This window comes from Microcoleus sp. N9_A1 (genome assembly GCF_036701795.1).
GTDB lineage: Bacteria > Cyanobacteriota > Cyanobacteriia > Cyanobacteriales > Microcoleaceae > Microcoleus.
The window spans coordinates 18,597-41,737 of record NZ_JAUBRI010000013.1 but is presented as its reverse complement, the minus strand read 5'-3'; the positions used below and the strand labels follow the sequence as shown (position 1 = coordinate 41,737).

Annotated in this window: 18 protein-coding genes; 3 read left to right on the top strand and 15 right to left on the bottom strand. The window is 45.4% G+C overall.

Annotation, left to right across the window (positions count from 1 at the left end):
• Positions 1–90: 90 nt before the first annotated feature.
• From QUA58_RS08610 to QUA58_RS08585, 6 genes are all read right to left on the bottom strand, one after another.
• Positions 91–5,583, bottom strand: a complete 5,493-nt coding sequence (locus QUA58_RS08610; protein WP_333393662.1) for a response regulator — start codon at positions 5,581–5,583, stop codon at positions 91–93.
• 83 nt (positions 5,584–5,666) lie between these two features.
• Positions 5,667–6,926 carry an RNA-guided endonuclease TnpB family protein gene (locus QUA58_RS08605; RefSeq protein WP_333393661.1) on the bottom strand — a complete coding sequence of 420 codons (1,260 nt, stop codon included), beginning with the start codon at positions 6,924–6,926 and terminating at the stop codon, positions 5,667–5,669.
• A 567-nt stretch (positions 6,927–7,493) separates the two neighbouring features.
• A complete protein-coding gene (locus tag QUA58_RS08600) occupies positions 7,494–7,958 on the bottom strand; it encodes a hypothetical protein (protein WP_333393659.1) in 465 nt (154 codons plus the stop codon).
• Positions 7,959–8,011: 53 nt separating this feature from the next.
• On the bottom strand, positions 8,012–8,935 hold the full coding sequence (locus QUA58_RS08595; RefSeq protein ID WP_333393658.1) for a hypothetical protein: 924 nt from the start codon (positions 8,933–8,935) through the stop codon (positions 8,012–8,014).
• A gap of 33 nt (positions 8,936–8,968) precedes the next feature.
• A complete protein-coding gene (locus tag QUA58_RS08590) occupies positions 8,969–9,124 on the bottom strand; it encodes a hypothetical protein (protein WP_333252848.1) in 156 nt (51 codons plus the stop codon).
• Positions 9,125–10,261 (bottom strand): glycosyltransferase family 39 protein, encoded by a 1,137-nt coding sequence (locus QUA58_RS08585; protein WP_333252850.1) that lies wholly within the window; start codon positions 10,259–10,261, stop codon positions 9,125–9,127.
• 776 nt (positions 10,262–11,037) lie between these two features.
• Between QUA58_RS08585 and QUA58_RS08580 the strand changes: the two genes are divergently transcribed.
• Positions 11,038–11,487 carry a pyridoxamine 5'-phosphate oxidase family protein gene (locus QUA58_RS08580; RefSeq protein WP_333393656.1) on the top strand — a complete coding sequence of 150 codons (450 nt, stop codon included), beginning with the start codon at positions 11,038–11,040 and terminating at the stop codon, positions 11,485–11,487.
• 95 nt (positions 11,488–11,582) lie between these two features.
• Here the strand turns inward: QUA58_RS08580 and QUA58_RS08575 are convergent, their stop codons facing one another.
• On the bottom strand, positions 11,583–12,455 hold the full coding sequence (locus QUA58_RS08575; protein WP_333252854.1) for an alpha/beta hydrolase: 873 nt from the start codon (positions 12,453–12,455) through the stop codon (positions 11,583–11,585).
• Between the two features lie 332 nt (positions 12,456–12,787).
• Here QUA58_RS08575 and QUA58_RS08570 point away from each other — a divergent pair, with 332 nt between their 5' ends.
• Complete coding sequence (locus tag QUA58_RS08570; RefSeq protein ID WP_333393654.1) at positions 12,788–13,282, top strand: GAF domain-containing protein; 495 nt, start codon at positions 12,788–12,790, stop codon at positions 13,280–13,282.
• 206 nt (positions 13,283–13,488) lie between these two features.
• On the opposite strand, the gene QUA58_RS08565 is transcribed toward QUA58_RS08570, so the two are convergent.
• The 7 genes from QUA58_RS08565 to QUA58_RS08535 all read right to left on the bottom strand — a co-directional run bounded on the left by QUA58_RS08565 (position 13,489) and on the right by QUA58_RS08535 (position 19,055).
• Positions 13,489–13,809 (bottom strand): XisI protein, encoded by a 321-nt coding sequence (locus tag QUA58_RS08565; RefSeq protein ID WP_333393653.1) that lies wholly within the window; start codon positions 13,807–13,809, stop codon positions 13,489–13,491.
• Entirely contained in the window at positions 13,797–14,213 is a 417-nt protein-coding gene (locus QUA58_RS08560; protein WP_333393651.1) for a XisH family protein, read from the bottom strand. The genes QUA58_RS08565 and QUA58_RS08560 overlap by 13 nt, the downstream gene beginning before the upstream one ends.
• Positions 14,214–14,313: 100 nt before the next feature.
• Positions 14,314–14,679, bottom strand: coding sequence for a hypothetical protein (locus tag QUA58_RS08555; protein ID WP_333393650.1), 366 nt, complete (start codon positions 14,677–14,679; stop codon positions 14,314–14,316).
• Positions 14,680–14,758: 79 nt separating this feature from the next.
• Positions 14,759–15,577: a hypothetical protein gene (locus tag QUA58_RS08550; protein WP_333393649.1), complete on the bottom strand. Its 819-nt coding sequence runs from the start codon at positions 15,575–15,577 to the stop codon at positions 14,759–14,761.
• A 180-nt stretch (positions 15,578–15,757) separates the two neighbouring features.
• Complete coding sequence (locus QUA58_RS08545; protein WP_333393648.1) at positions 15,758–15,859, bottom strand: helix-turn-helix transcriptional regulator; 102 nt, start codon at positions 15,857–15,859, stop codon at positions 15,758–15,760.
• 67 nt (positions 15,860–15,926) lie between these two features.
• Positions 15,927–18,887: an excinuclease ABC subunit UvrA gene (gene uvrA, locus QUA58_RS08540; protein ID WP_333393647.1), complete on the bottom strand. Its 2,961-nt coding sequence runs from the start codon at positions 18,885–18,887 to the stop codon at positions 15,927–15,929.
• 30 nt (positions 18,888–18,917) lie between these two features.
• A complete protein-coding gene (locus tag QUA58_RS08535) occupies positions 18,918–19,055 on the bottom strand; it encodes a hypothetical protein (protein WP_333252865.1) in 138 nt (45 codons plus the stop codon).
• A gap of 235 nt (positions 19,056–19,290) precedes the next feature.
• Between QUA58_RS08535 and QUA58_RS08530 the strand changes: the two genes are divergently transcribed.
• Positions 19,291–21,072 carry an SWIM zinc finger domain-containing protein gene (locus tag QUA58_RS08530; protein WP_333393646.1) on the top strand — a complete coding sequence of 594 codons (1,782 nt, stop codon included), beginning with the start codon at positions 19,291–19,293 and terminating at the stop codon, positions 21,070–21,072.
• Between the two features lie 258 nt (positions 21,073–21,330).
• Here the strand turns inward: QUA58_RS08530 and QUA58_RS08525 are convergent, their stop codons facing one another.
• The gene (locus QUA58_RS08525) at positions 21,331–23,133 is read right to left on the bottom strand and encodes a serine hydrolase (RefSeq protein ID WP_333393645.1); all 1,803 of its coding nucleotides are present in this window, start codon (positions 23,131–23,133) and stop codon (positions 21,331–21,333) included.
• Positions 23,134–23,141 lie beyond the last annotated feature (8 nt).

Here is a 23,141-nt window from a genome sequence, read left to right as displayed (position 1 = left end):
TTACTAATTGAGCGCGATTCATTAAACATCCTGGTTAAGGACTAATCACCAATGACTAATGACTAATGACTAATGACCAATGACCAATGACTAATTCCCCATTTGCGATCGCAACTTCCCCGTTTTCAATTCGGTCTCAAACGCCATCCGTACCTTTTCCCACTCCGTTTCGGCTTCCAACAGCCGATCGCGCGCCGTCCTCGCATCAAAAACCTGTTCTCCTCCAGACTCAACCGCCAAGCGGCCCATATACTCCAACTCCTTGCAAACTTCCGAAAAAGACACCGCTCCTAAATTAGCGCTGCTCGACTTCAGCGTGTGAGAAGCCAGCTTCAAACTATCAGCATCGCCGAGAAAAATAGCCTCTTTAATTGTTTCTAAATGCTGCGGTGCGTCTAACAAATATATCTGAATCAACTCCCCCAAAAAATCCGGGTCTTCCTCATCGTCTAACTCGCGGAGACTTTGCAAAACATGAAAATCGATCGGCGAATTTGCTCCCGGTTGAACGATCGAAGATGCCGCAGCATCACTGTCAACTTTATCAGAAATATCTTGATTGTTTTGCTCAGTAACCGCATCCAATTCATCCCGAATCAGAGGTGAGCACTTGCTCAAGGCGATCGCCAACTCTTCCCGGCGCACCGGCTTAGTAATATAATCGTCCATACCTGCTTCCAGACACTTTTCGCGATCGCCCTGCATCGCATTAGCAGTCATCGCAATAATTCTCGGCTTCTTGTTAGCAGGCCATTCCTGACAAATGCGGCGCGTCGCTTCCAACCCATCCATGTTCGGCATCTGCACATCCATCAGCACAACATCGTAAGATTGCCGCTTCAGCGCCTCCAAAACCTCCAACCCATTAGCCGCAATATCAGCCCGATATCCTATCCTGTCGAGTAAATGCGTAGCGACTTTTTGATTCACCACATTGTCCTCAGCCAGCAAAATCCGAATCTGACTAGAATTAGCTGCATCCTGTCCGCCAGAATTCGCCGCAGCCTGCCTCAAAACAGCAGGCGTCCGCTGCACGCGGTGCTGTTCTTGAGAATTTTCAAAATACTTCAATCCCGAAGTCAAAGTCACCACATTTGAGACTTCTCCCCTGCCGCTTCTGCCAGTAACATATCCAAAAACTTGCAGCAACACATTATAAAACTGCGACTGTTTTAAAGGCTTAGTTAAAAAAGCAGAAAAATGTACTTCTGTAGTTTCAAGTTTTTTCCAAACTTCCGCCTTACTTAAATAAGTAAACAGCACCAAAGGTAGTGCTATTTTGCGAGTGTTTTTAACGATGACATTCGGATTTAGACCGTCGTCGCCCGACAAATTGCTCAGCTCAAATTTCCGAATCTCCACAGCCAAAGCCACACCGTCCATATCTGGTAGATTCATCGCCAAAATAGCTAAATCGAGCGGCGAGTTTCCTTTAATGATTTCCAAAGCCTCAGCACCCGAAGTTACAGCCACGGGTATCATTCCCCAAGACTCTGCCTGCCGGATCAAAACTTGCCGGTTAATGGCATGATGCTCAACAATTAACAAGCGCTTACCAGCGGCAAATTCGGGTCTTTTTTCCTCAGCCCGGATGTCATTCGCTTCAGCAGTCACCGTGAAATAAAAAATCGAACCCGAACCCGATATCAAGGGCGGAGTAAATTCTTCTGGCGACCTTCCAGCGATACTTTGTCCGGCAGAAACTCCCGGTTGAGACTTAGAACTTCCCGGAGTAACCTGGCTGACAACCCACATTGTACCGCCCATCATATCGCTCAAACGCTGGCTGATAGCCAGTCCCAAACCCGTCCCGCCGTAATGTCGTGTTGTCGAAGCATCCACCTGCGAAAAAGCTTTAAACAGGCGATCCATCCGGTCTGGCGGAATGCCAATTCCCGTATCTTGGACAGCAAATTGAATCTCGTATTGTCTGCTACGTGCCACCTCTCCCTGGTTAATTGCTAGCGGTTGTGGCTCTAGAATATTAATTTTTTCCGGCGAAGTTTTAGCAGCTACCTGTTCAATTTGCCTAGCCGTACAGCACACCACAATTTCTCCAGATTCTGTAAACTTAACTGCATTGCCCAGCAGATTTACCAAAATTTGGCGCAGCCTCGTGACATCTCCTAAAATGTTTTTCGGAACAGAATCATCAATAAAATAAGCCAGCTCTAAACCTTTTTCTGAGGCTCTTGGAGCCAGTAATTCCAGAGATTCTTCTATACAGTTTTGCAGCTCGAAGGGGCTGCGTTCCAAATCCAATTTTCCAGATTCAATCTTGGAAAAGTCCAGAATATCGTTAATAATAGTCAGCAAAGCATCGCCGCTGGTACGAATTGTCTCCACAAAATCCCGCTGTTCAGGAGTTAGTTCCATATCCAGCAGCAAGCCCGTCATCCCGATGACCGCATTCATCGGAGTGCGGATTTCGTGACTCATAGTCGCTAAAAATTCGCTCTTAGCTCTATTAGCAACTTCCGCCGCTTGTCGTGCTTGATCCAAAGCTTCATTTTGCTCGGCTAACTGTCGCTGTCGCTCAACTTCCTTTTCTAAAAGTTGTGCTTGAGCTAACGTAATTCCGACTTGAGCGGCCACATCTTCTAACAGTTCAATTTCGTCTGGAGTCCACTGGCGAGTTGCATCGCACTGGTGCAAAGTAATAATTCCATTCGGTTTTCCTTGATAGGAAGTGCGAACAGCCAACATAGATTTTAATCCGATGCGGCGGCACATCGGCCCCGAAGATTCGAGCAAAGGATCGGCAAACACATCGGGAGATGCCAGGGCTATATCCTCAGCGAGGAGTTTTTCTGTGTAGGGGTTATAAGTGACAGAAAGTTCTAAATCTAAAGCCGATTCGTGACCGGGTTCTAAGTATTCTGCGACGCAAGGAAGGTGGGGATAAGGTTCGGAAAGATAGGTGTGAATTGTACAGCGATTGACACCAAATACGCGGCCGATTTGGGTGGCGGTAGTTTGAAAAATTTCTTGAGTGTCTAAGGTCGATCGCACTTTTTGAGTAATTTGTTTGAGTAGTAAAACGCGCTGGTACTGACGTTGCAAAGTTCGCTCTCGCTCTTCGCGGGCAATTTCTGCGCCGATGTAATTGCCCATCAACTTTAAAATTTCAAAATTCAGCGGTTTAAAAGGAGATTTAGTGGTGCGAGAAGTAAAGCTCAAAGTGCCAAAAATTCGCCCTTGGACCATTACCCTCGTCCCCACAAAAGCCTCCAACTTGCGGACGCTGTAAGCGGGGTGGTTGCGCCACTGAGTAGTGCCGGCTGATTCGACAGAAATAGGTTCGCTCGATCGCAAAACCTCTCGCTCAAAGGTTCTGCTCAAAGCAAAACCGTCTCCTTTAGCAAATCCGAAGGGAAAATCTTCCGGTACATAAGCCGCAATCACTTCGTAGCGATCGCCCAAAACCCTGCCCAACAGCCCGATATCCATCCCAAACTGACTGCAACCCATTGCCAGCAACCGGATTGTTCGATCGTCAAAAGAGCCTTCCGAGCTCACCATTACCTCGTAGAGCGATCGAATTGCCCGCTCGCTTTCCCGCAGTTCCTCAACTCCATCGAGGCGGTTGCAGACATCGTGCAAAGTCCCGAAAATTCCCGCTATTTCGCCTTGGGAATTCCGCCGGACTTGGGCAAATAGTTCCACGGAAACAAAGCCGGAATTACTGTGAATTCCCAAGGAGTTTTTCCCCGAAACCGACTTGGACTTAAATCGCAGTTCTCGCCGTTCAAATTCCGACTTCCCCGACAGCAAAGACTCCAATAAATTTGCACATTGCTCGCGCTCATCTGGATGCACCCACTCTAAAAAATTAGTTTCCAAACTTTCCGCAACCTCAAAATTCGTAATTTCCGTCCAAGCACGGTTGAGAAATTTCCAAATCCCCGCCGCATCTATGTGGAAAATTACTGTTGCTTTTAAAGAGTCAAATAGATGGAATTGTTCTCGATCATGCTCGCGGTTTTTGAGTGCAAAATGCTTGTTTGGAGTAATATCTGTATGAGTTCCTACTACCCGCAGCGGTTTGCCGGTAGCGCTGCGTAAAACTTGACCTCGGTTCAGCACCCAGACAGTGCTGCCGTCTTTACAGTACATCCGATATTCTGCTGCAAAATCCGGTGTCTTTTGGGCGAAGTGTTCTTCTAAAGCTGCCTTTACCGAGTCAATATCATCTCGGTGGATGCGACTCCACCATTCCGATCGGCGATTCGAGATTTCCCCTTCTTGGTAGCCCAGCATTTCTTGCCACCGCGCCGAATAAAAAAACTCATCTGTTTCGAGATTCCAGTCCCAAATCCCCTGATTGTTGACTGCAGGGGGGAGATTTGGCCGCTCTACGAAACTGTGGTGAGAAATTTCAGCCACCTCGTGGCTATTTGCTGCTGTCCGCTGTATTTCTGCTGAGAGTTTTTTGTATTGAGCGTTGCTAGATTCTAGCTGGCGCTGCAAAGCGATTAAGCCAGAATGCAGAGATTTTGAATCCAGCGCTTGTAAAAGGATAGTTTTAGGATTGATAATCCCGATCGGGTGATTTGTTTCGTTGATGACTAATAAAGGCAACTGGCAGTAGTGTTTTTGCAGCAGCGCGACGGCTGCTTCGAGGGTAGAGTGCGATCGCACCAGCGGCGGCGAACTGCTGCAAATTGCTCCCGCTTTAATTTTGTTAGAGTCTCTTCCCAGCGCCTGCAACTGCACAATATCCCGCGAACTTACCACCCCAACCAGTTTGTGAATGTTGGGATTTGTAAATTTGGAATTGTGAGCCGCACCAGTCGAGTTTTGTTCCGGGGTTTCAGTGATTAATACATAACTAACATTGTGTCTAAACATCAGTTGCGCCAAATAGCGAACCGAAGAATTAGAAGGAGCATGAATTATTCGCGAACCTGCTATTTGAGGGATTTGATAAAGTTTAATTAAACTTGCGGGTAGCTCTAATTTCTGATGCAGAATTGGCAGCGGCGGAGGGAACGCGAAAGTCGCAGGTGGCGAAGCGCTGCTAATTGCTTTTGGTGTCGATTCCCCAATTCCTTGCAACATTTGCACCAAGCTTTGAGAGCTAATTAAACCGACAAGTTCTTCAGTGTCGCTGACGACGGGCAAATGGCTGATCTGATTTTTCTCCAGCAGATTTGCTAACGCAAAAAAGTCGGGAATTTCCGATTCTCGGGCTACAGTTACGGTTCGGATCATGATTTGCTCGATCGCAAATCCCCTCAAAGCAGCGCCGATCGAATTTAGCTGTACGATATCTCGCGCTGTAAAAATCCCCAACACTGTCTGGCTGCTCGGATAGGGAGCCTTTGAGCCGTTGAAACGCAGCCCGTTGCCTCCTGCGTGTACCGCAGGCGGTATGCCGTTGTAGAAACCCGACTGTTCCCGCGATTGTGGGGAAGTCCCGTTGGTGGGATTTCCGAATAGAGAATTCCCGCGTGGTTCTACCACGAGGACGTAACTGGCTCCTGTGCTGCTCATCAGCTCGATCGCCTTTTCTACGGGCGTCTCAGGGCTGACAGTGAGGGGATTGCGGTTGATGACCTGACTGAGGGAGGGAATAAACATCAGGGGACATAAGAGGATATTTGTTGGAAAAATCCGAAAAGCGGGCAGCAAGTTGATTGAGAGGCTTTGCCGTTCCGTAATACCTACACAAACCTACTCAAGTCTAAGCAAAGCTCGACCAAAGTAGGATCGCTGCTTACTTCCTGCTTCACAGTAGCCCCGGTCTGACGACGGGAGGGTTTGTCTACTCCACAAGCTGAGACGGTGGAACTCACCGCCAAATCCGAACACTCTGGAATATATATTCCTTCAAACCAACGTTCAAGATTTCGAGCCGCGTTTAAATCCCTGTCTCCGGTGTAACCGCATTCTGGGCACTGATAAACGCGGTTCTTTAAAGGCATTTTGTGCCGATGGTTGCCACAATTTGAGCAAATCTGGGAGCTTGGGAACATCCTCTCGACTAGCACCAACTGGGATGAAAACTTCTCAGTTTTGTATTCCAGTTGCCGCTTAAACTCATACATCCCGCAATCAGCGATCGCGCCCGCTAATTTGTGATTCTTGAGGAACGCTTTAATATTCAAGTCTTCAATCTTTACTGTGCCGTGGTTCTTAGCCAAGTGAGTTGTTAACTTGTGGATTGCGTCTTTCCGAATATTGCTGATTCTCTGATGAAGTTTCGCGAGCTTCCCGACTGCCTTAGTCCGATTGGCAGAGCCTTTAACTTTTCGACCCAGAGAACGCTGTAACCGCTTCATTTTACCGCTCATACGGCGGTAAGCTTGCGGGTTAGCAAACGTCTTACCATCACTGGTGACGGCAAGCTCTTTAATGCCGATATCCACTCCCACAGAAGGGCGGTAGTCAGCGACATCTGGCTTTTGGACTTCCACCTTGATAGCGATAAACCATTCGTCGGCTTGACGGCTAATTACGCAGTTATGAACGGCTTCTACGGGCAAAGCTTCAGACAATCTTACCCAGCCAATTGAAGGCAGTCTAACCCGCTTGCTGTCGTTTCTAATCATCGGTTTGGCTTGAGTACCCGACTCCAAGTAAAACGAATCGCGATGCCCTTTTTTCTTAAATCTAGGCTGCTTTGATACTTTTTTAAAGCACCTGTCCCAAGCTTTTTTCAGTTCGGCTAAAGCCTGCTGAGGAACGTTTTTATTCGTTTCGTAGTACCACCGACACTCTGGCTTGACAATAGCCACAAGCTTTTTGTGCAAGTCTATCGCTGAGGGAACCTTGACCGAAGGATCGGTTTTTCGATCTTGTAAGGCTTTTAATACAATTTCGTTCCCCCAGTTGTAAGCATGGCGGGCTACCCCGCAAGCTTTCCGAAACTGGGTAGTTTGTTTTTTAGTCGGCTCTAGCCTGGTTTTGAAACTTAAAATCATTGATTCGACCTCTCAATGTTGTGCTGTGTGATTAACCCTAGCTTTTTCTGCTTTTTGAGGAAACTTGGCAGAAGAGAGACTCTATACAAAACGACAAAGGATGTATAGAGGTGTATACATATTAGCTTGCATTTGTCAACCCCTACTTCCTGCATCTTGGCATTTAAACTTAATTCCGTGCCCAATCCTGACAATTGACGGGTTCTGACTTTCAGAACCAATGTGATCGGTCCAGAGGGCGGACATGAAGGCTGGCCGGCAATTCCTCCCCTAGCCTAACTGCGGGTTTACGAGCAAGAATTTCTGCGATTGTCTAGACTGCACCCTACTTTCTGCCCCTCAACGGAACTCTCGCTCGCATTCTGTTTGAGGCAAGATACCTGCACGCTACCAATTTACCAGCGACAGGAGGGGAATCACAACAGGACGACTTAGGTATGGCAACTGTGCAAAGGGGTTCGAGGGTTCCATGGTTCCAGGGTTCCAGGGCCAAACAGGCAGAAAATAAATAATTCTGAGCATAACTAATTCTATCTTATCCCAATTATGGCCCAGAGGATTTGAGCTTCAATTCGGGCGATCGAACTTGATGAGAATAGCGCTGTTCCCCGCCAGTGCAAAACTCGCATTTCCGCCCTTGAGTCTTAAGCTACCAACAACCTCATCCATTCTTTTAGAACTGAACTCCCGCACCGTGCCATTACCAGTTTTTATCAGCTCGGAAATATCAGCATTAACAGTGTAAGATGTTGCTCGGTCATTGACAACCAGCAAGTAAACATTCTTGCTAGCATCAAGAGTTACAACTGCCCTTAAATCCGAACTGTTAGTGATAGGAAAAAAGGTAGCTTTCCCGCCCTGCAAAGCCCGAATTTCCATCCGCAAAGCATAGTAGCCTGCGCGCCGTTTTCCCCCATCCCCTAGCAACCCTTCCGCCAGTCCCAGCTTTCCCCAGTCGTACAAACAGAATATGTGACCGCCGTCAATACAATTATCCCCCGGTTGGGAACCTCGAATCAAATTCTTAATCAAATTTAAAGCTAAAGATAAATCGTCATAGCTAATTTCGTAAGTTCCCCATTCTCCTACCCAAAGCTGCGAGTTAGCGCGGACAGTACCGTTATCCAGCCGCGCACTTTGCGGGTGTAGTTAGAAATATCTGCATCGTAGTTGTGGACATTGACTGTATCGAAATAATTCGGTATTTCCTGCAAAGCACTAGCCGGCCAATTGCTGCCTCCTACGGTTTTCGGGCCGTGGATGCGGTAAGTGTGCGAAGGCAAATAAGTTTTATAAACAAATTCGATCGCATCTTTTGCCACCTTAACCAATTCAAAATAGTCAGCCCTAGTCCCGCCCCAACCCTGATCCCGATTGTCCGGTTCGTTGTGAATTTCACAATCATCAACGCGGTAATCATTGCGAACATTCAGCCAATAAACCGTAGCAAAAACCTGTTTCCACCACTCGTTCCAATCTTCTCCTGTGCGCGGCGGGTTCAGTTGCAGCGCCCAACTCGGCCGCCAGCTATTATCAACATTGCGAATGCTGACAACCGGGCGAATATTTGCTTGTTTGAGACTATTGAAAATAGTCCTGGCATTGCCTTGCCAAATTGTGTCACGTTCTCCCGACCACCAATAATTGCTACCCTTGGGCGGATCGGTCATAATTTTATCCCAATGCGCCCAATTAATGATATTTGGATTTGTCTTAATTTGGGAGATTTCCGGCCAGCCGTATTTACCATCGTCGTCTTCCGGTTCCCACCGGGACATCCCGCCGTAAATCCGGTAGGTATTAATTCCCAAATCTTGCAAATCTTTGAGGTCAAAGTTGATGTTGCCCTCGACTGCACCGATGTAGCGACTGCTGACACCCGCAGCAGTGCCGGAGAATTTAATTGTTTCGATGTTTTGAGCAAAAATTGTCGTTCCGCTGAACAACTCAAGGATGAGGGCGATTAAAAAGGCGATCGTAAAATTCCGAATAATTGTTTTTGAGAACACTGGGTTAATAACTCATGACAAACTGCCTAATACCTACTGACTAATTAACTTCAACCGACGCTGAAGTTCCCCAGCGGCCGTAGCAATTACGATCGCCAAAATCGGTTGCAGTGGCTCGCTGTGGCGAACTTCTGTAAAAGTGAGGGCATGGATCAAAGTAAAATAGCCACAGACTGCCAACAGTGGCAACTACTCCCGCCAGCGATGCCGCAAAACTATCATGCCCAAAGCAGCAAATACAGGAAAATTTCGCGACGCTAAAATGCCGACAATCTGTTGCGGCGAAAAGAATGGCCGCATTGCCTTCACATTAAACATAGCGTGATAAGGCCAGTCACTTATAGGGTTTCCCAACCAGAAAAAAACTGCCTTTTGCAAACAATACCAGAGATAGACAGCAGGCTCGCGGAGGATTGAAGCGATCGCCCGTTTGGTAAAATAGCGATCGCCCTCAATTGTAAAAGCATTGTGTCCCCCATTCCGATCCGGATTAAGTTCTTCCTCCCAAATCTGAACGATATGGCGTTTTGGCAGTTGTTCGTAGGCCAAATGATAAAACTCTGGACTTCCTTGCCACAGCAGCGCCGTAGAAACGCTGTAAATCAAAAAAGTCTTGTGAGTTCGATAATTGTGGTAAGTCCAAGGTGTAGTAATGATAATAATTGCGCCCAAATAAGCAACAAAACAAGAAATCTTGCGCTTTAAAGACCATTGACGCGGCATCAATAGTGGCACAATTAATGGAAACAACATCGCTGTCGGCCGACAAAGATTCGTAATTGCCAACAGCGCACCTGCTAATGAAAACTTTTGCCACTGCGGCTGTTCTAATGCCCGTAGCAAGCCCAGCACTGTTAAAAGTATTAAAGGCGTATATAAAACCTCTGTTTGCAGCAGCCTGACATGAAGAATTAGGGAGGGATGCAGCGCAATTAATCCAGCGGCGACTAAGGAACTTGGAGCGCCAGTAAAACGCCGTGCCAGGATAAAAGTTAGCGGTATGATTGTCGCCCCCAAAAAAGCTTGTACGTAGACTACAGATGCGGGAGAACGACCAAAAATTGCATAGCATCCAGCCACAAAAAAGGGATAAACTGGTGTCCGGCCTGGCCTCTCAAAAAAATGACCCTTCAGCAACTCGTATGCGAAACGCTCATAGCCCGGTTCGTCGCCTCTGAGACGGGCGAGGGTATCGGGGAGAGTTTGGTTGGTGCGCCACGCCAAATAAAGGCGGAATGCCAGTCCCAGCAGCGTCAGACCAATTAGGGCCAAGACAATTATGCAGTGATTTCTTTGCTGCTGCGTTGCGGAGATGTCTGGTGTCATAAAAACTGACTGCTAAGATTTGATTGGCTCGCTGCGAATTTTCTTAGGTTGGCAATGTCAAAAATTATATCGTTTCAGCTTCCATCTTTTTCGAGCATAGATGTTTTTTCTCAGGGATTATATAATGTGAGAGTATGCAGGCGGACGATCGCACCAATACGCTATGAGGGCAGTGTGCACTCACAAACTACGAGATTTCAAGCGTTTGAGGGAGTTATAGACCAGGCTTGGCAGTCACGCCAGACAGGGCGGGTCATCACGCTCGAATTTGCCGCATAACCGCAGCGTGAACCATCCCTAAATTTGGCGCTGCGGTTATGCGGCGATGTTTTTTTAGCACCGATTATATCTAGTGTCAGAGAATTCCAGGGGATGATCGCATCTTGTTCGCGGGTAACAAGAAAACATGGACGCCCAAGCTGCTGATCAAGCGAGTTTGGGTTTTATCTGGGCTGAAAATTTGTTTAAGTCGCGTTAGGAAAAAACGCTTTTATTAATTAATTAGACGATCGCCATTTAATAAAAACATTAAGCCCTCAGCAATTGCCGAGGGTTTATTTCCAAAATAATACAAATTTTCCAACAAAAAATATCTCGGTCTAAAGGTAGATGATATTTGTGACTAACCCAGGTTATGTTTAAGGTAATTATATACTTGTTTGATAGCCACAAAACAGGCGGATCACAAACGCAATAATTAGAGCCAAAGCGCCACTCGTGAAGCAACCTAAAACCTCGATTGATTTATCTAGAGTAAGTTTTAAAGGAGCATAAGAATGTTAGATATTGATGAAATGAGTTCAAAAGAAATACAAGAACTTTTACAGCAAGTAGGACACGGACACCTCGGCTGTGTATTTGAAGGGCATCCCTACGTTGTGCCAATGCACTATTATCTCCAAGATTCGGACATATACATTTTCACAACTGTCGGGATGAAAACGAAGTATATAGACAGCAATCCAGAAGTCTGCTTGCAAGTGGAAGAAGTCGGGGATTTCCAACACTGGCGCAGCGTTGTCGTCAACGGGCGAGCAGAACGCCTCACGGAACAGTCAGACATCGATCGCGTGATGCAATTGGTCAAAGAACACAACCCCACACTTTCACCCGCCATCAATCGCACTTGGATTGACTCTTGGGGACGTGCGGAGGTAATTGCAATCTACCGCATTCACCCCAGCGAAATGAGCGGGCGCACTACGGAGGGCATCAGCAGTCGGTGAATGTCTCTGCTGCCATGGGAATAATAATTTTCCGAGTAGATCGCGATCGTCCTACTCGCAGGCTCAGTAGCATTCCGATCAAACTGGATATGAGATTAAATGAACTTACTTCCCAAAAAATCTCTCATGTAGCGATTCACTAACTGCGGCTGTTCCTGGTTCACCCAGTGGCTGCAATTGGGAATGTACTGAATCTGAAAATCCCGCACGTAATCTTCAGTTCCATAGGTTAACTCTTTGCCGAGGGCAGCATCATTTTCTCCCCAAATCATCAGCGTCGGAACTTCCAGAACCCTCCAATTCTGGCGATCGAGAAATCCGCCAGCAATATTGCGGTAATAATTGATAGTAGCAGTCAGAGCGCCGCGTTTGGCAGCCGCATCTTTGTAAGCTTCGATATCTGAGGGGGTAAAGGTGCTTTTGTCAACTGCCATACCTTCCAAAGCAGCAGAAATTGCCTGATAGTCGCCTAACTGAATTAACAACTCCGGCAAAACAGGCAACTGAAACAACAAGATATACCAACTTTTCAACAATTGTTGGGGAGTGCGTAAACCTTCCGCAAACTTTGCCGGATGCGGTAGATTCATCACAATTAATTTATCCACCATTTCGGGATAAACATAAGCAAAATTCCAGGCGATCGCCCCTCCCCAGTCGTGACCGACTAAAACGCAACTTTCGTATCCCAAACCCTGAATAATTCCCTTGACATCTTGCACAAACTCTGCCATCACGTAGGCAGATTTATCCTTCGGTTTGTCGCTGTCGTTGTAACCTCTAAGATCCACAGCGACAACTTGATAATCTGACGCAAATTCCGGGATTTGATGGCGCCAAGAATACCAAAATTCGGGAAATCCGTGCAGCATCAGCATCAGCGGCCCGGAACCTTGAGTGACATAATGAAGCTTGATGTTATTTGTCGCAATAAATTCGTGTTTCCAAGGTTCTTTCAGCACAGGCATATTTGAGAGTTCCTCTAGCTAGAGATAGATTTTAGCAGTTAAATAAGTTGAGATTTCAGATTAAAGAATTGAAGACTTCAAAATGACCGATCGCCCTTCGCGATTTGGTGATTCCTGTGTGGAACAGGTGTCCGGCCAGTTTCCCGAAAGGATTGCGAGTTCAGTCAAAATATTAGTATAATGTTACTTCCGTTTCGAGAACTGTCAAGCCCAAAATAACTTATTTTCGAGCGGGCGAGAATCCAGAACCTCAAAGAGTTGACAATTTTTGAAGATGCAAGTTAAATAATTCATAGTTTGCGAGTACACTAGAAATTGAAGGAGTTCATACCATGTCTGGCGATCGCCTGCAAAACATTGTTAACCGCTTGACAGATAGTCTAAAGCGCGACGTATTAGTTGAAAAATGCCTGTACGACATTCGAGAAGTTTTGCAGAGCGATCGCGCGGTGCTCTATTATTTTTACAGAAAGTGGCAGGGTCAAGTGACTTGCGAGACGTTAAGTGCGATCGAACTCTCAATCTTGGGTTCAACGGGGCCAGACGAGTGTTTTAACGGCGAATACGCTGCTTTGTACGAAGCGGGCAGAGTTAAAGCAATTGCAGATATTGAAGTAGAAGAAATTCACCAATGCCACCGAGATTTTCTGCGTAGCCTGAAAGTTCGTGCCAATTTAGTTGTGCCAATTTTAACAAACAAAGGACTGTGGGGGCTGTTAATTGCTCATCAGTGCAGCGGGCCCCGCACTTGGTCGCTGTCCGATATTGAATTTATGCAGAAACAAGCGCAAAATATGGCAATGTCTCCCACAATTCAAGATAGTTAATATCGCATCTACTATTAGTACATAATATACCAGGATTTCACCCTCTAATTAGTGTAATTGATCGCCCCCTTGGAGTAGTATGACTCTCAGTGTTCAACCCTTCTTCGAGTTCGGGTGCATTCTCTAGGCGATCGAAAATGACCAACCAACCGGAATCTTGTCCCAATCTAGCCAAATATCTATCTAACTGTTCCCAACCTTTATCTCTAGGAATAGTTGGTGGCAAGGAGTTTTCGGATGCTGGGGGAGCGAAACCCAAGAATGATATCTTGAGAAAACACGCCACGTTGAATCAGTTCTCGATCGATGTAGATTTCGGTACTGTTGTGTTGAATCCAGATTTGATTTTCGATGATATCGAGCTGCATGGCACACCCATAGATGCGATATTCGTCGCGCCATTCGTTGTGCATAACGAGATATCGATCGCGGGCGAAATCGAATATTAGCTGAGCATTTGCGTCATTTTTAGAAAAGTCTTCGAGAAAGTCACAAACAATTTTGCGGTATTCGTTTAGTCTATCCATTGGTCGATCGCCTCACGAGTTGGATTGTAAATAATTAGTCGAATTTCATAACGTTCGATGACAGTTTTTGCGGGTTCAAATCTGAGAAACATTTGGTAGGTATCGATGGGCACTGCCAGATACAGGACACGTTCTGGTTCGCTAGAGACTTCGATGGCAATGCGATAGTTGAGGAATTGACCGAGGGCGGTGTGGAATTCAGAAATGGTGGAGCCACCTGCGAAACTTTTGACTTCTACAGCTATTTTACGTCCTTCTTTTTCAGCGGCGATCGCTTCTTCGGCTGCAAGATCGATGTAGACATCAGCAACACCATAGCGTAACTGGTAGGGATCGTGGGTAATCTTCCAGCCATCTTTTTGTAGGGCGATTTTGACTGTATTGTGGAAGAGATCCTTTGCCATTTTTAGATTTTACCCAAGTATTTACACCCGACACTATGAACAACACGAGATGTTAATGCCATAACAAATTCACCAGTCTGGCTACCAATCTTTACAAACATTATAACCTAAATTCTTTCCAGCCTTTGATGAATCCAGTAATAAAGGCCCCAGCCGGATTATCGATAGCTTTTTCAAACGCTGCTAGACTACCTTCTGTAACACCATTTATAACTTTTTGTTTCATTGTTGGGTTACTTTCTAGGTGTTTAACCACTTCCATTGCCATCACCCTATCTCTTTCCGGTGTATCGCTAGGATAACTTGTTTCTAGCTGTTTGAGTAATGCTTGAATTTCGCTTGCTGCTTGTACTAAGCTTTGAGGCTCTCCTGCGGCGTAGTAATTTCCCTGAATGTACTTACCTTGAATATGTCTGTTGAAATTACCGCCACCTGTGTTAACAGTCCAATTTTCATTGTTACTCATCTTGATATCTCCTTAAATCCTTATTTCAATTAAACTTAAAACCCGATCAAATTAGTGAGCTACCTCCGCAAACTTCTATCTACCAATTACTAAATTTTGCTTTGTCTATCTTCCCTTTTGCTTGATCGATTGCCAAGTCTTTGTCATAAAAATCACCACTTTCATTACATAGAGGACCATTTATCTTGTAATACCACCTATCATCTTTGTCTGATTCCAAATAAATTATATGTTTTTTATAATTTATTTCTTCCCCATCATCTTCTAATCCTTCATAGCCTGTTGTTTGATTGAATGAAGCGTTTCTAATTAGAAGGCTCACAAATGTTTTATAAACTTCACTATCATCAGCATTTTCGTCAATATGAAACTTACCTTTAACGTAGGGCTTATTTCGAGCCTCTTTGGCTAACTCTTTAGCCATTTGATTTACTGCTTGCTGTGTACTATATCCTTGACTTTTCATCTCAGTCAGAATAGCTAGAAAATCATCAAGAATGGAAGTAATATCTTTGCTCATATCTACACTATTGTCCTGTATGTTTATATAATCACCTTGTATGTAATTGCCTTCAACTACTCGATTATAGTTGCCGCCACCTGTGTTGATGTCATGATTTGTAGTTGAATTATTTTTATCTTCTAAATCATAAACTATATGATTATCTCTAACACCTCTTTGTCGCTTTAAGTATAGATAAAGACAAATTGTAAGCAGTATTATACCTATAATAATACCAACCACATATTTGTTCTCAACTATTAATTGAAAAACTAATTGACAAACTTGAACAATTAATGATGCAGCTAAAATTAGGTAAATACTCTTTTCAGTAATAGACAGCCTGTCTTTAAAGTGATGAAAAAGTTTTACTGAATTTTTTTTTAGATAGCTCATACTACCGGAATAGTATTTGTAATTTTAGTAACCAAGCAATCATACTAGCTTCCCGTAGAAATGGATATAGTATAAATCATTGCTTATCTGTGATTAATATCACTGATGGCAATCACTAAGCGTGCTACACAACGTAAAAAAAAGGTCTTGCCATCACCATATCACCTTCCCCATGTTCAATCAATCAACAGTTCCCTCAGTTAGATACAATATCTCAGCAATTTCCTGATTATTTTTGCCTTCACCAACCAGTTTTAATACCTCCCACTCGCGCTTACTCAACTTAGAGCGATAACTTCAACTAAAGGCGTGGCACTCATTTACAGGAATCCCACGCCATAATTTACTATTAACTAACGGCTACAGCACTCCCTAAAGGATGCTGCTGCAAAACCGCTTGCAAATACTTCCCAGTATAAGACCTCTGATTTGCCGCCACATCCTCCGGCGTTCCCGCCACAATAATCTCGCCGCCCTTATCTCCTCCTTCCGGGCCCAAATCGATCGCCCAATCGCAGCACCGAATCACATCTAAATTGTGTTCGATTACCAAAATTGAATTACCCTTATCCACCAATCTTTGCAGCACATTTAACAAATGGTGAACATCATAAAACGACAAACCAGTCGTCGGTTCATCAATCAAATAAAGCGTTTTCCCAGTAGCGCGGCGCGACAGTTCCGTTGCCAATTTTACCCGCTGCGCTTCCCCCCCAGAAAGCGTCGGCGCCGGCTGTCCCAACTGAATGTAACCCAAACCAACATCAACCAAAGTTTGCAGTCTGGCGCCCGCCCTAGGAATATTTTTAAACATCTCCAAAGATTCCTCTACAGTCATGTTCAAAACATCAGAAATCGATTTGCCTTTGTACTTCACTTGCAGCGTTTCCCGGTTGTACCGTGCACCCTTGCAAACCTCACACTGCACGTAAACATCCGGCAGAAAATTCATCGAAATCACGTTCACCCCTTGGCCGCCGCAAGCTTCGCACCTTCCCCCTTTGACGTTAAAAGAAAACTGCCCTGCTTTGTAACCTCTGGCCTTCGCTTCAATGCTTTCGGAAAACAAATCCCGAATCACGTCAAAGACTCCCGTGTAAGTAGCGGGATTAGAACGCGGAGTGCGGCCGATGGGAGATTGATCGATGACAATTACCTTATCCACCACATCCTCTAGAGAGCGTTCGCCTTTAGTTTTGAGGGCGTCCATATCTGGCGGTAAAGGCACTTTTTTGGTGATATAATGTTGCAGCGACGGGTACAGCAATTCATTGATTAAAGTTGATTTTCCCGAACCGGAAACGCCCGTCACGCAGACGAGTTTTCCCAGGGGAATTTCTACATCGATATTTTTTAAATTGTTGCGCGTCGCATTTATGATGGAGAGAGCTTTGCCGTTGCCTTTTCTCCTTTCATTAGGCGTTTCAATTACTCGCTTTCCCGACAAATAAGCACCAGTCAAAGATCCCTCAGCGGCCAGCAAATTTTCTAAACTTCCTTCAGAGATAATTTTGCCGCCGTGCACGCCAGCACCGGGTCCGATATCCACAATATGGTCGGCTGCTCGCATGGTTTCTTCATCGTGTTCTACGACAATCAAAGTATTGCCTAAATCGCGCAATTTTGTTAAGGTTTGCAGCAGGCGAAAATTGTCTCTTTGGTGCAGTCCGATGCTCGGTTCGTCCAAAACGTAGAGAACACCCGTCAAACCAGAACCGATTTGAGTCGCCAGCCGAATTCGCTGGGCTTCTCCGCCAGAAAGCGTCATTGCTGCGCGGTCTAAAGTCAGGTAATCTAACCCGACATCGAGCAAAAATTGTAGCCTTGCTTTGATTTCTCTCAGGGCTAAATCGGATATTTGGAATTGCCGATCGCTCAATCCCAAATTATTTACTCGTTCGCGGCATTCGCGAATCGAAATACTGGTTAAATCCACAATTCCGTACTGTCCCAACCGCACCGAAAGCGCCTCGGGTTTCAAGCGTTTGCCGTGACAAACCTCGCAAGAGCGATCGACCCGATACTGTTCCAACTTCTGCTTGATCAGATCGGAACCAGTATCGTCGTACTGGCGCTGCAACATGGAAATTACGCCATTAAAATCTCTCCTCAAATCGGTGGTGCCGTCGCGCTTTTTACTTTCTGCGGTGCGCTTTTGCTCATTGCCGTACAAAATAACCCGCTGGTGTTCGGGCCTTAATCGATACCAAGGAGTGTCGATATCAAACCCACAAGTATCAGCAATACTGCAAAGCAAAGAGAGATAATAGGAATTGTCTTTGTCTGACCAAGGCGCGATCGCACAATAAAGAGGCGCTTTCGCGTCGGGAATTACCAACTCCGGCGCAAAAGTCCGCAAACTCCCCAAACCGTGGCAGTTTTGGCACGCGCCGTAGGGCGAATTAAACGAAAATAACCGGGGTGAAAGTTCCTCCATTACCGCGCCGTGTTCGGGACAAGCAAAGTTTTCGGAAAATACGATCGGCCCCTGTGGTTCGGAATTTTCATCAGTCGGTAACTCTTCAACGATCGCAATTCCCTCAGAATGGCGCAAACAAGTAGCCAGAGAATCAACTAAACGTTCTTCTAAACCGGGTTTTTTAATTAGCCTGTCAACAACTATCTCGATGTTGTGCGTATGATTTTTATCTAATTCGATATTTTCTGACAGTTCTAAAATTTCTCCGTTAACTTTGACTCGAATAAATCCTTCGGAAGCTAAACTAGACAGTAATTTGCGGTGAGTGCCTTTTTTTCCGCGCACCACGGGCGCCAGAAGGTGAAAGCGAGTGCCGTCGGGAAGGGCCATGACTCGATCGCACATTTCATCAATTGTCTGGGGCGCAATGCAGCGATCGCAAATCGGACAGTGCGGTTCGCCAGCTCTGCCGTAGAGCAATCTGAGATAATCGTAAATTTCTGTAACAGTGCCAACAGTCGATCGCGGATTGTGAGAAGTTGACTTTTGGTCGATCGAAATAGCCGGACTCAACCCCTCGATCGCGTCCACATCCGGTTTGTCCAACTGTCCCAAAAACTGGCGCGCGTAGGCGCTGAGAGACTCAACGTAGCGGCGCTGTCCCTCCGCAAAAATTGTATCGAAAGCCAGGGAAGACTTACCGGAACCGGAGACACCAGTAAACACGATCAGGCGATCGCGCGGCAGTTCCAGATCGATATTTTTCAGGTTGTGCTGTCTCGCACCGCGAACCCGAATCGTATTTTGGTTGTTAGAGTGAGAATTCGTCACATTATGCCCGTTGCGGGATGCACTTGGCTGGCTGTTTGAGGTTTCGGCGCGTTGGGACATGAGAGTAGTGCAAAACAGTGCTTAACCATCTTAGCGCTGCCGATCGAATTGCTGGCATCCAAACTCAAGAATATCAAAGAATCTTAAACAGTTGACAGTTGACAGTTGACAGTTGACAGTTGAGGGTTCGGTTTTAATGCCCGCTGCTGTTTGCACAGTAGATTGCATAATGTTTACTTCTCCTCAATTAAGATTAACCTTAAAGAATAGTAAAGATAGGTTTCCGTCGGCCCGTCGCGCAAAACATTCAAACTTTGAGGCTTCAAATCCACTTCAATTCCCAGCATAATTTGATCGTTCGGACTTTAGTCCTAATTAAATCCGAGGAGTTTAGTCCTCATTACAAATCGACATTTTTCGGGTAAAATCGAGTCTAATCCTTTAATTGCTGAGGTCTGGTGTGATGCCTATTCCCAAACTTAGTGAAACGATCATCAAGAATAAGAGTTCTGAGCGATCGCTCAACCGAGCCGAAGATTACTATTTAGGTGGAAATGTTACTAACGCAGTTCTCCGTGGCAATATGGTGCAAGCAACAGTATACGGTTCTCAATCTCAAGCCTACAGCGTTAGCCTGCCGTTCAATCCTGCGGGATTAACATCTGGAGTATTATGCACTTGTCCTTACGATGGCGATGGATGGTGCAAACACATTATCGCTACGCTGTTTTTGTGTCTGCGAGAACCCGAAAAAATTGAACAGGGCGAGAGGCTGGAAGACTTGCTTTCTCGCCTCAACGACGCCCAAATCTATGAGTTAGTAGAGCATTTAGTGGACAACGAACCGTCGCTGATAAGTGCGATCAAACTATACGTTAATTCTAACGCTGTGTCTGCTCCGACAAGCCAACTGACGAAAATACATCGCCAAAGTGCGATCGATCCTGCTCCTTTTCGGCGACAAGTACGAGACATTTTCCGACAAGCTGAGAATTATTCCGAGTATGAATATGGTTATGATGAAGAAGACCCGATTACAGAAGAAATTTTAGAATTGATTCAGCAAGCCCAGGAATTCAGCGAACAAGGAGATGGCAAAAACGCTTTAGTAATTTTAGAAGCCATTACCGCAGGCTGCGTTGATGATTGGGATGACGTAGAAGAATATGGTTTTGAAAGTTATGAAATCACCAATGCTTTAGATGAAGCTTGGACAACAGCCATTTTAACGGCCGAACTAACTGCTGAGGAAGAAATAGATTTCCAGGTGATGTTAGAAGGTTGGAACGATGAATGGGATTGTAATTTCAGCATGAGTTTGGAAGCTTTACGCCAAGGTTGGGACTACCCGCCACTCCAGCAGATATTGGAAGGAAACCTTGCTGGAACGGGAATCTGGGCTGATGATGCACCAGATTATGCTCGTGAATTAACCTTGACTCGCTTACAAATTCTCGATCGCCAGAACCGCGACAAAGAATACTTATACCTAGCCAAAGCAGAAGGCTGTATTCAACAATATCTGACTATGTTAGCTCGTTTGGGGAGAATAGAAGAAGCTGTGAAAGCTGCGGGAACCGAGATGACATCAGTCGAAGAGGCTTTTGCTCTAGTTCAAATTTTACAAGAAGACGGATATTCAGAAGAAGCTCTAAAAATTTGTCAAGCTGGGTTAAATTTACCCGGCAACTCTACCTACAAACTAGCAATTTGTATGAGTGAATTAGCCGATGAATTGGGCGAAAAAGAATCTGCATTTAATGCTAAAATGAAAGTTTTTGAAATTCAACCTTCCTTGAATGATTATCTTTCATTGCAGGAGTTGTCAGGAGATAATTGGTCAACATTGAAAGCAGATTTATTGGCAATTGTAAGAACCATTCAAAACTACAATTCTACCGAAGCAAAGGTTGATATTTTTCTGCATGAAAAAATGATTGAAGAGGCGATCGCCCTTGTAGAAACATCTTACAGTTCCGAACTGGTTCATCGAGTGATGATGGCAGCAATTCCCCATCGCCCAGATTGGGTAATCGTCAATGCTTGTCAGCGCGCTGAATCGATTCTAAAGGCAATGAAATCAGCCGAGTACGATAGTGCGATTAAGTGGCTAGAAAAAGCCCGTGCTGCCTATATACAAGCTGGGCGAAATGTTGAGTGGTCTGCTTATCGTGCTCAACTGATGGAAGTACACAGTCGGAAGCGGAAATTCATGGGCTTGTTCAAAAATTCATATTTAAATTGAGTCTTAATTTTACCGTAAATCGGAATAAGTGAAAGTAGCCCAATAAAAAGTATTTGTAGGGTGCGTCGCCATCGACAATCATTACATAAAGACCGACAATCTGACAGCGACGCACCTGACACGATTCTCATCTGTTAGGTGCATCGCTTGCTAGATAATCGATTGAATTTTGGGATTAAAAAATGGCGACGCACCCTACAAATAATCTGCGTTAATCTGTGTTGCATCTGCCTCGCATCTGCGGTTGACCTATCAATCTTATTTTGCCACAGCACTCGGCGCAACCATATTCCAATTTACCCGAGAAACACCGTACAAAATAAAATTATTCAAAAGTCCGTAAGCATCCCCGCAATTGTAATCTTTAGCATTAACACACTTTTTATCCGCCCTCTGATTCACCGCCACAAAAATATCAACTCCATCCGGCAACACACCCGCATACATCTTCAAATTAGCAAAATCATCAAGGATGTGACCTCCATCGTCCACAGGCGGCAATTTCCACTCTTTCGGATTATTCTTTCCCCCTAACTGAATAGCCCAAGCATGAGTACCATCAAGCGCTCCGTTGTGAGCAGTATATCGATTCCAAACATTATTTCGCTTTTCCCCGATGCGCGGGTTATTCTCATAACCACCAACCCAATATTGTGACATAAATTTGAGAAAAACTCCAGCTTCTGCAGCTAGCGAACCGGTGCCGGGACTCAAATCTGTGTTTCTGCGGGAAAAAAGAACCTGGCTTAAATTCCAAGACCAATTTATCCTCCCCGGCTTGGCATTTATCCAACTAGAAAAATCGCACAAGCTGCCATTCCAAATGCAGTGCGGTCGCTTCAAATCCCATCCCTTACCGTAGTAATTTTTTCCGTTCCAGTGGCGCTTTTCCGGTTCGCGACTGCTAAATTTTTCTACTTCTTGGGTCATAAAAATTCCCTTGTTAGCCGTAGTAGGAATTCCCAACTCTGTTTTGAAAAAAAGCTCCAAAGCAGAGCCTTGATGAGTTTCTGGTTTACCCGTTTTAGCAGCATATCTGCCGGAGGCTACCAACTGCTGCATAATAATCGTAGGAAATGCCGGACTGGTATTGGAATAATGATATTGACCGAGGGGATACTGAAGGCATCGCCCAGCCAAAACCAGCATAGTTTCTTCTAAATTAGGACTTGGCAAAAAATAGCCAGCATTGGGAGAAATACTGAGTTGGTTTTTAGCTGAACTGACAGATTTATTTCCCCATTCATTGATAAGTAGCTGTTCTTGCGATTGAAAATCTGCTGCTGTTTTCAAATTCCGAAGCACTGGCAAATTTGCAGTTACATCTTGACCGTATCTGGGGGCGCTGCGCTGAAGTCCAGATCGGTGCGATAGCAGGTGTCCGAGGGTGACGTTTTGCCATTGTTTGTCGGCAAATCCTGAGTTGAGATTGCTACAATTACGGTCTTTAATTGCTACGGGAAATTTGACTTTTCCCGAAAATACGGCGTGCAATTTTTCAGGGATAATCGCGACTGGATATTGCTTGTTCAAACCGGGAATTAGGGGCGGATAATGCTGGGGGTCGAACAATTTCATCCCTTCAATTTGGTCGTCAGTCAGTTCTAAGCCAGCCCGATCGCGCGCCGTCTGTTTCAGCGCCCAGCGCACCATTGCAAAGGTAACAGGCTTGCTGATGCTGCCCATACGCATGGGGGTATCTGCGGGTACGATCGCGCTTTGAGGAGCCTGCATATCGTCGCCGCAAGCCGGATTTGCGTTCAAGGTCGATCGGTCTTTCATGCGCCCCAAACCCCAAACACCCACGGGTTTACCTTTGACAGAAACACCGAGGACAGCCGCACCGACGCAGCGGTAGCGCATGAACTCTGTCAGGGATTGCAAAATCGGCTGTAGTTGCGCGTCGCCGCTACCGCTAACGGGGATGCTTTCTTGCGCTAAAGCTGTGTTGTTGTTAGACTCAAAAACCTTTCCCAAGCCTCCTAAGAGGATAGCTGCAATTAAGGTCAAACTTGTGTAAAAAAGTCGATTAAATTTTCGTTTGTTGCGCGCAATTTTCATGATAAAAA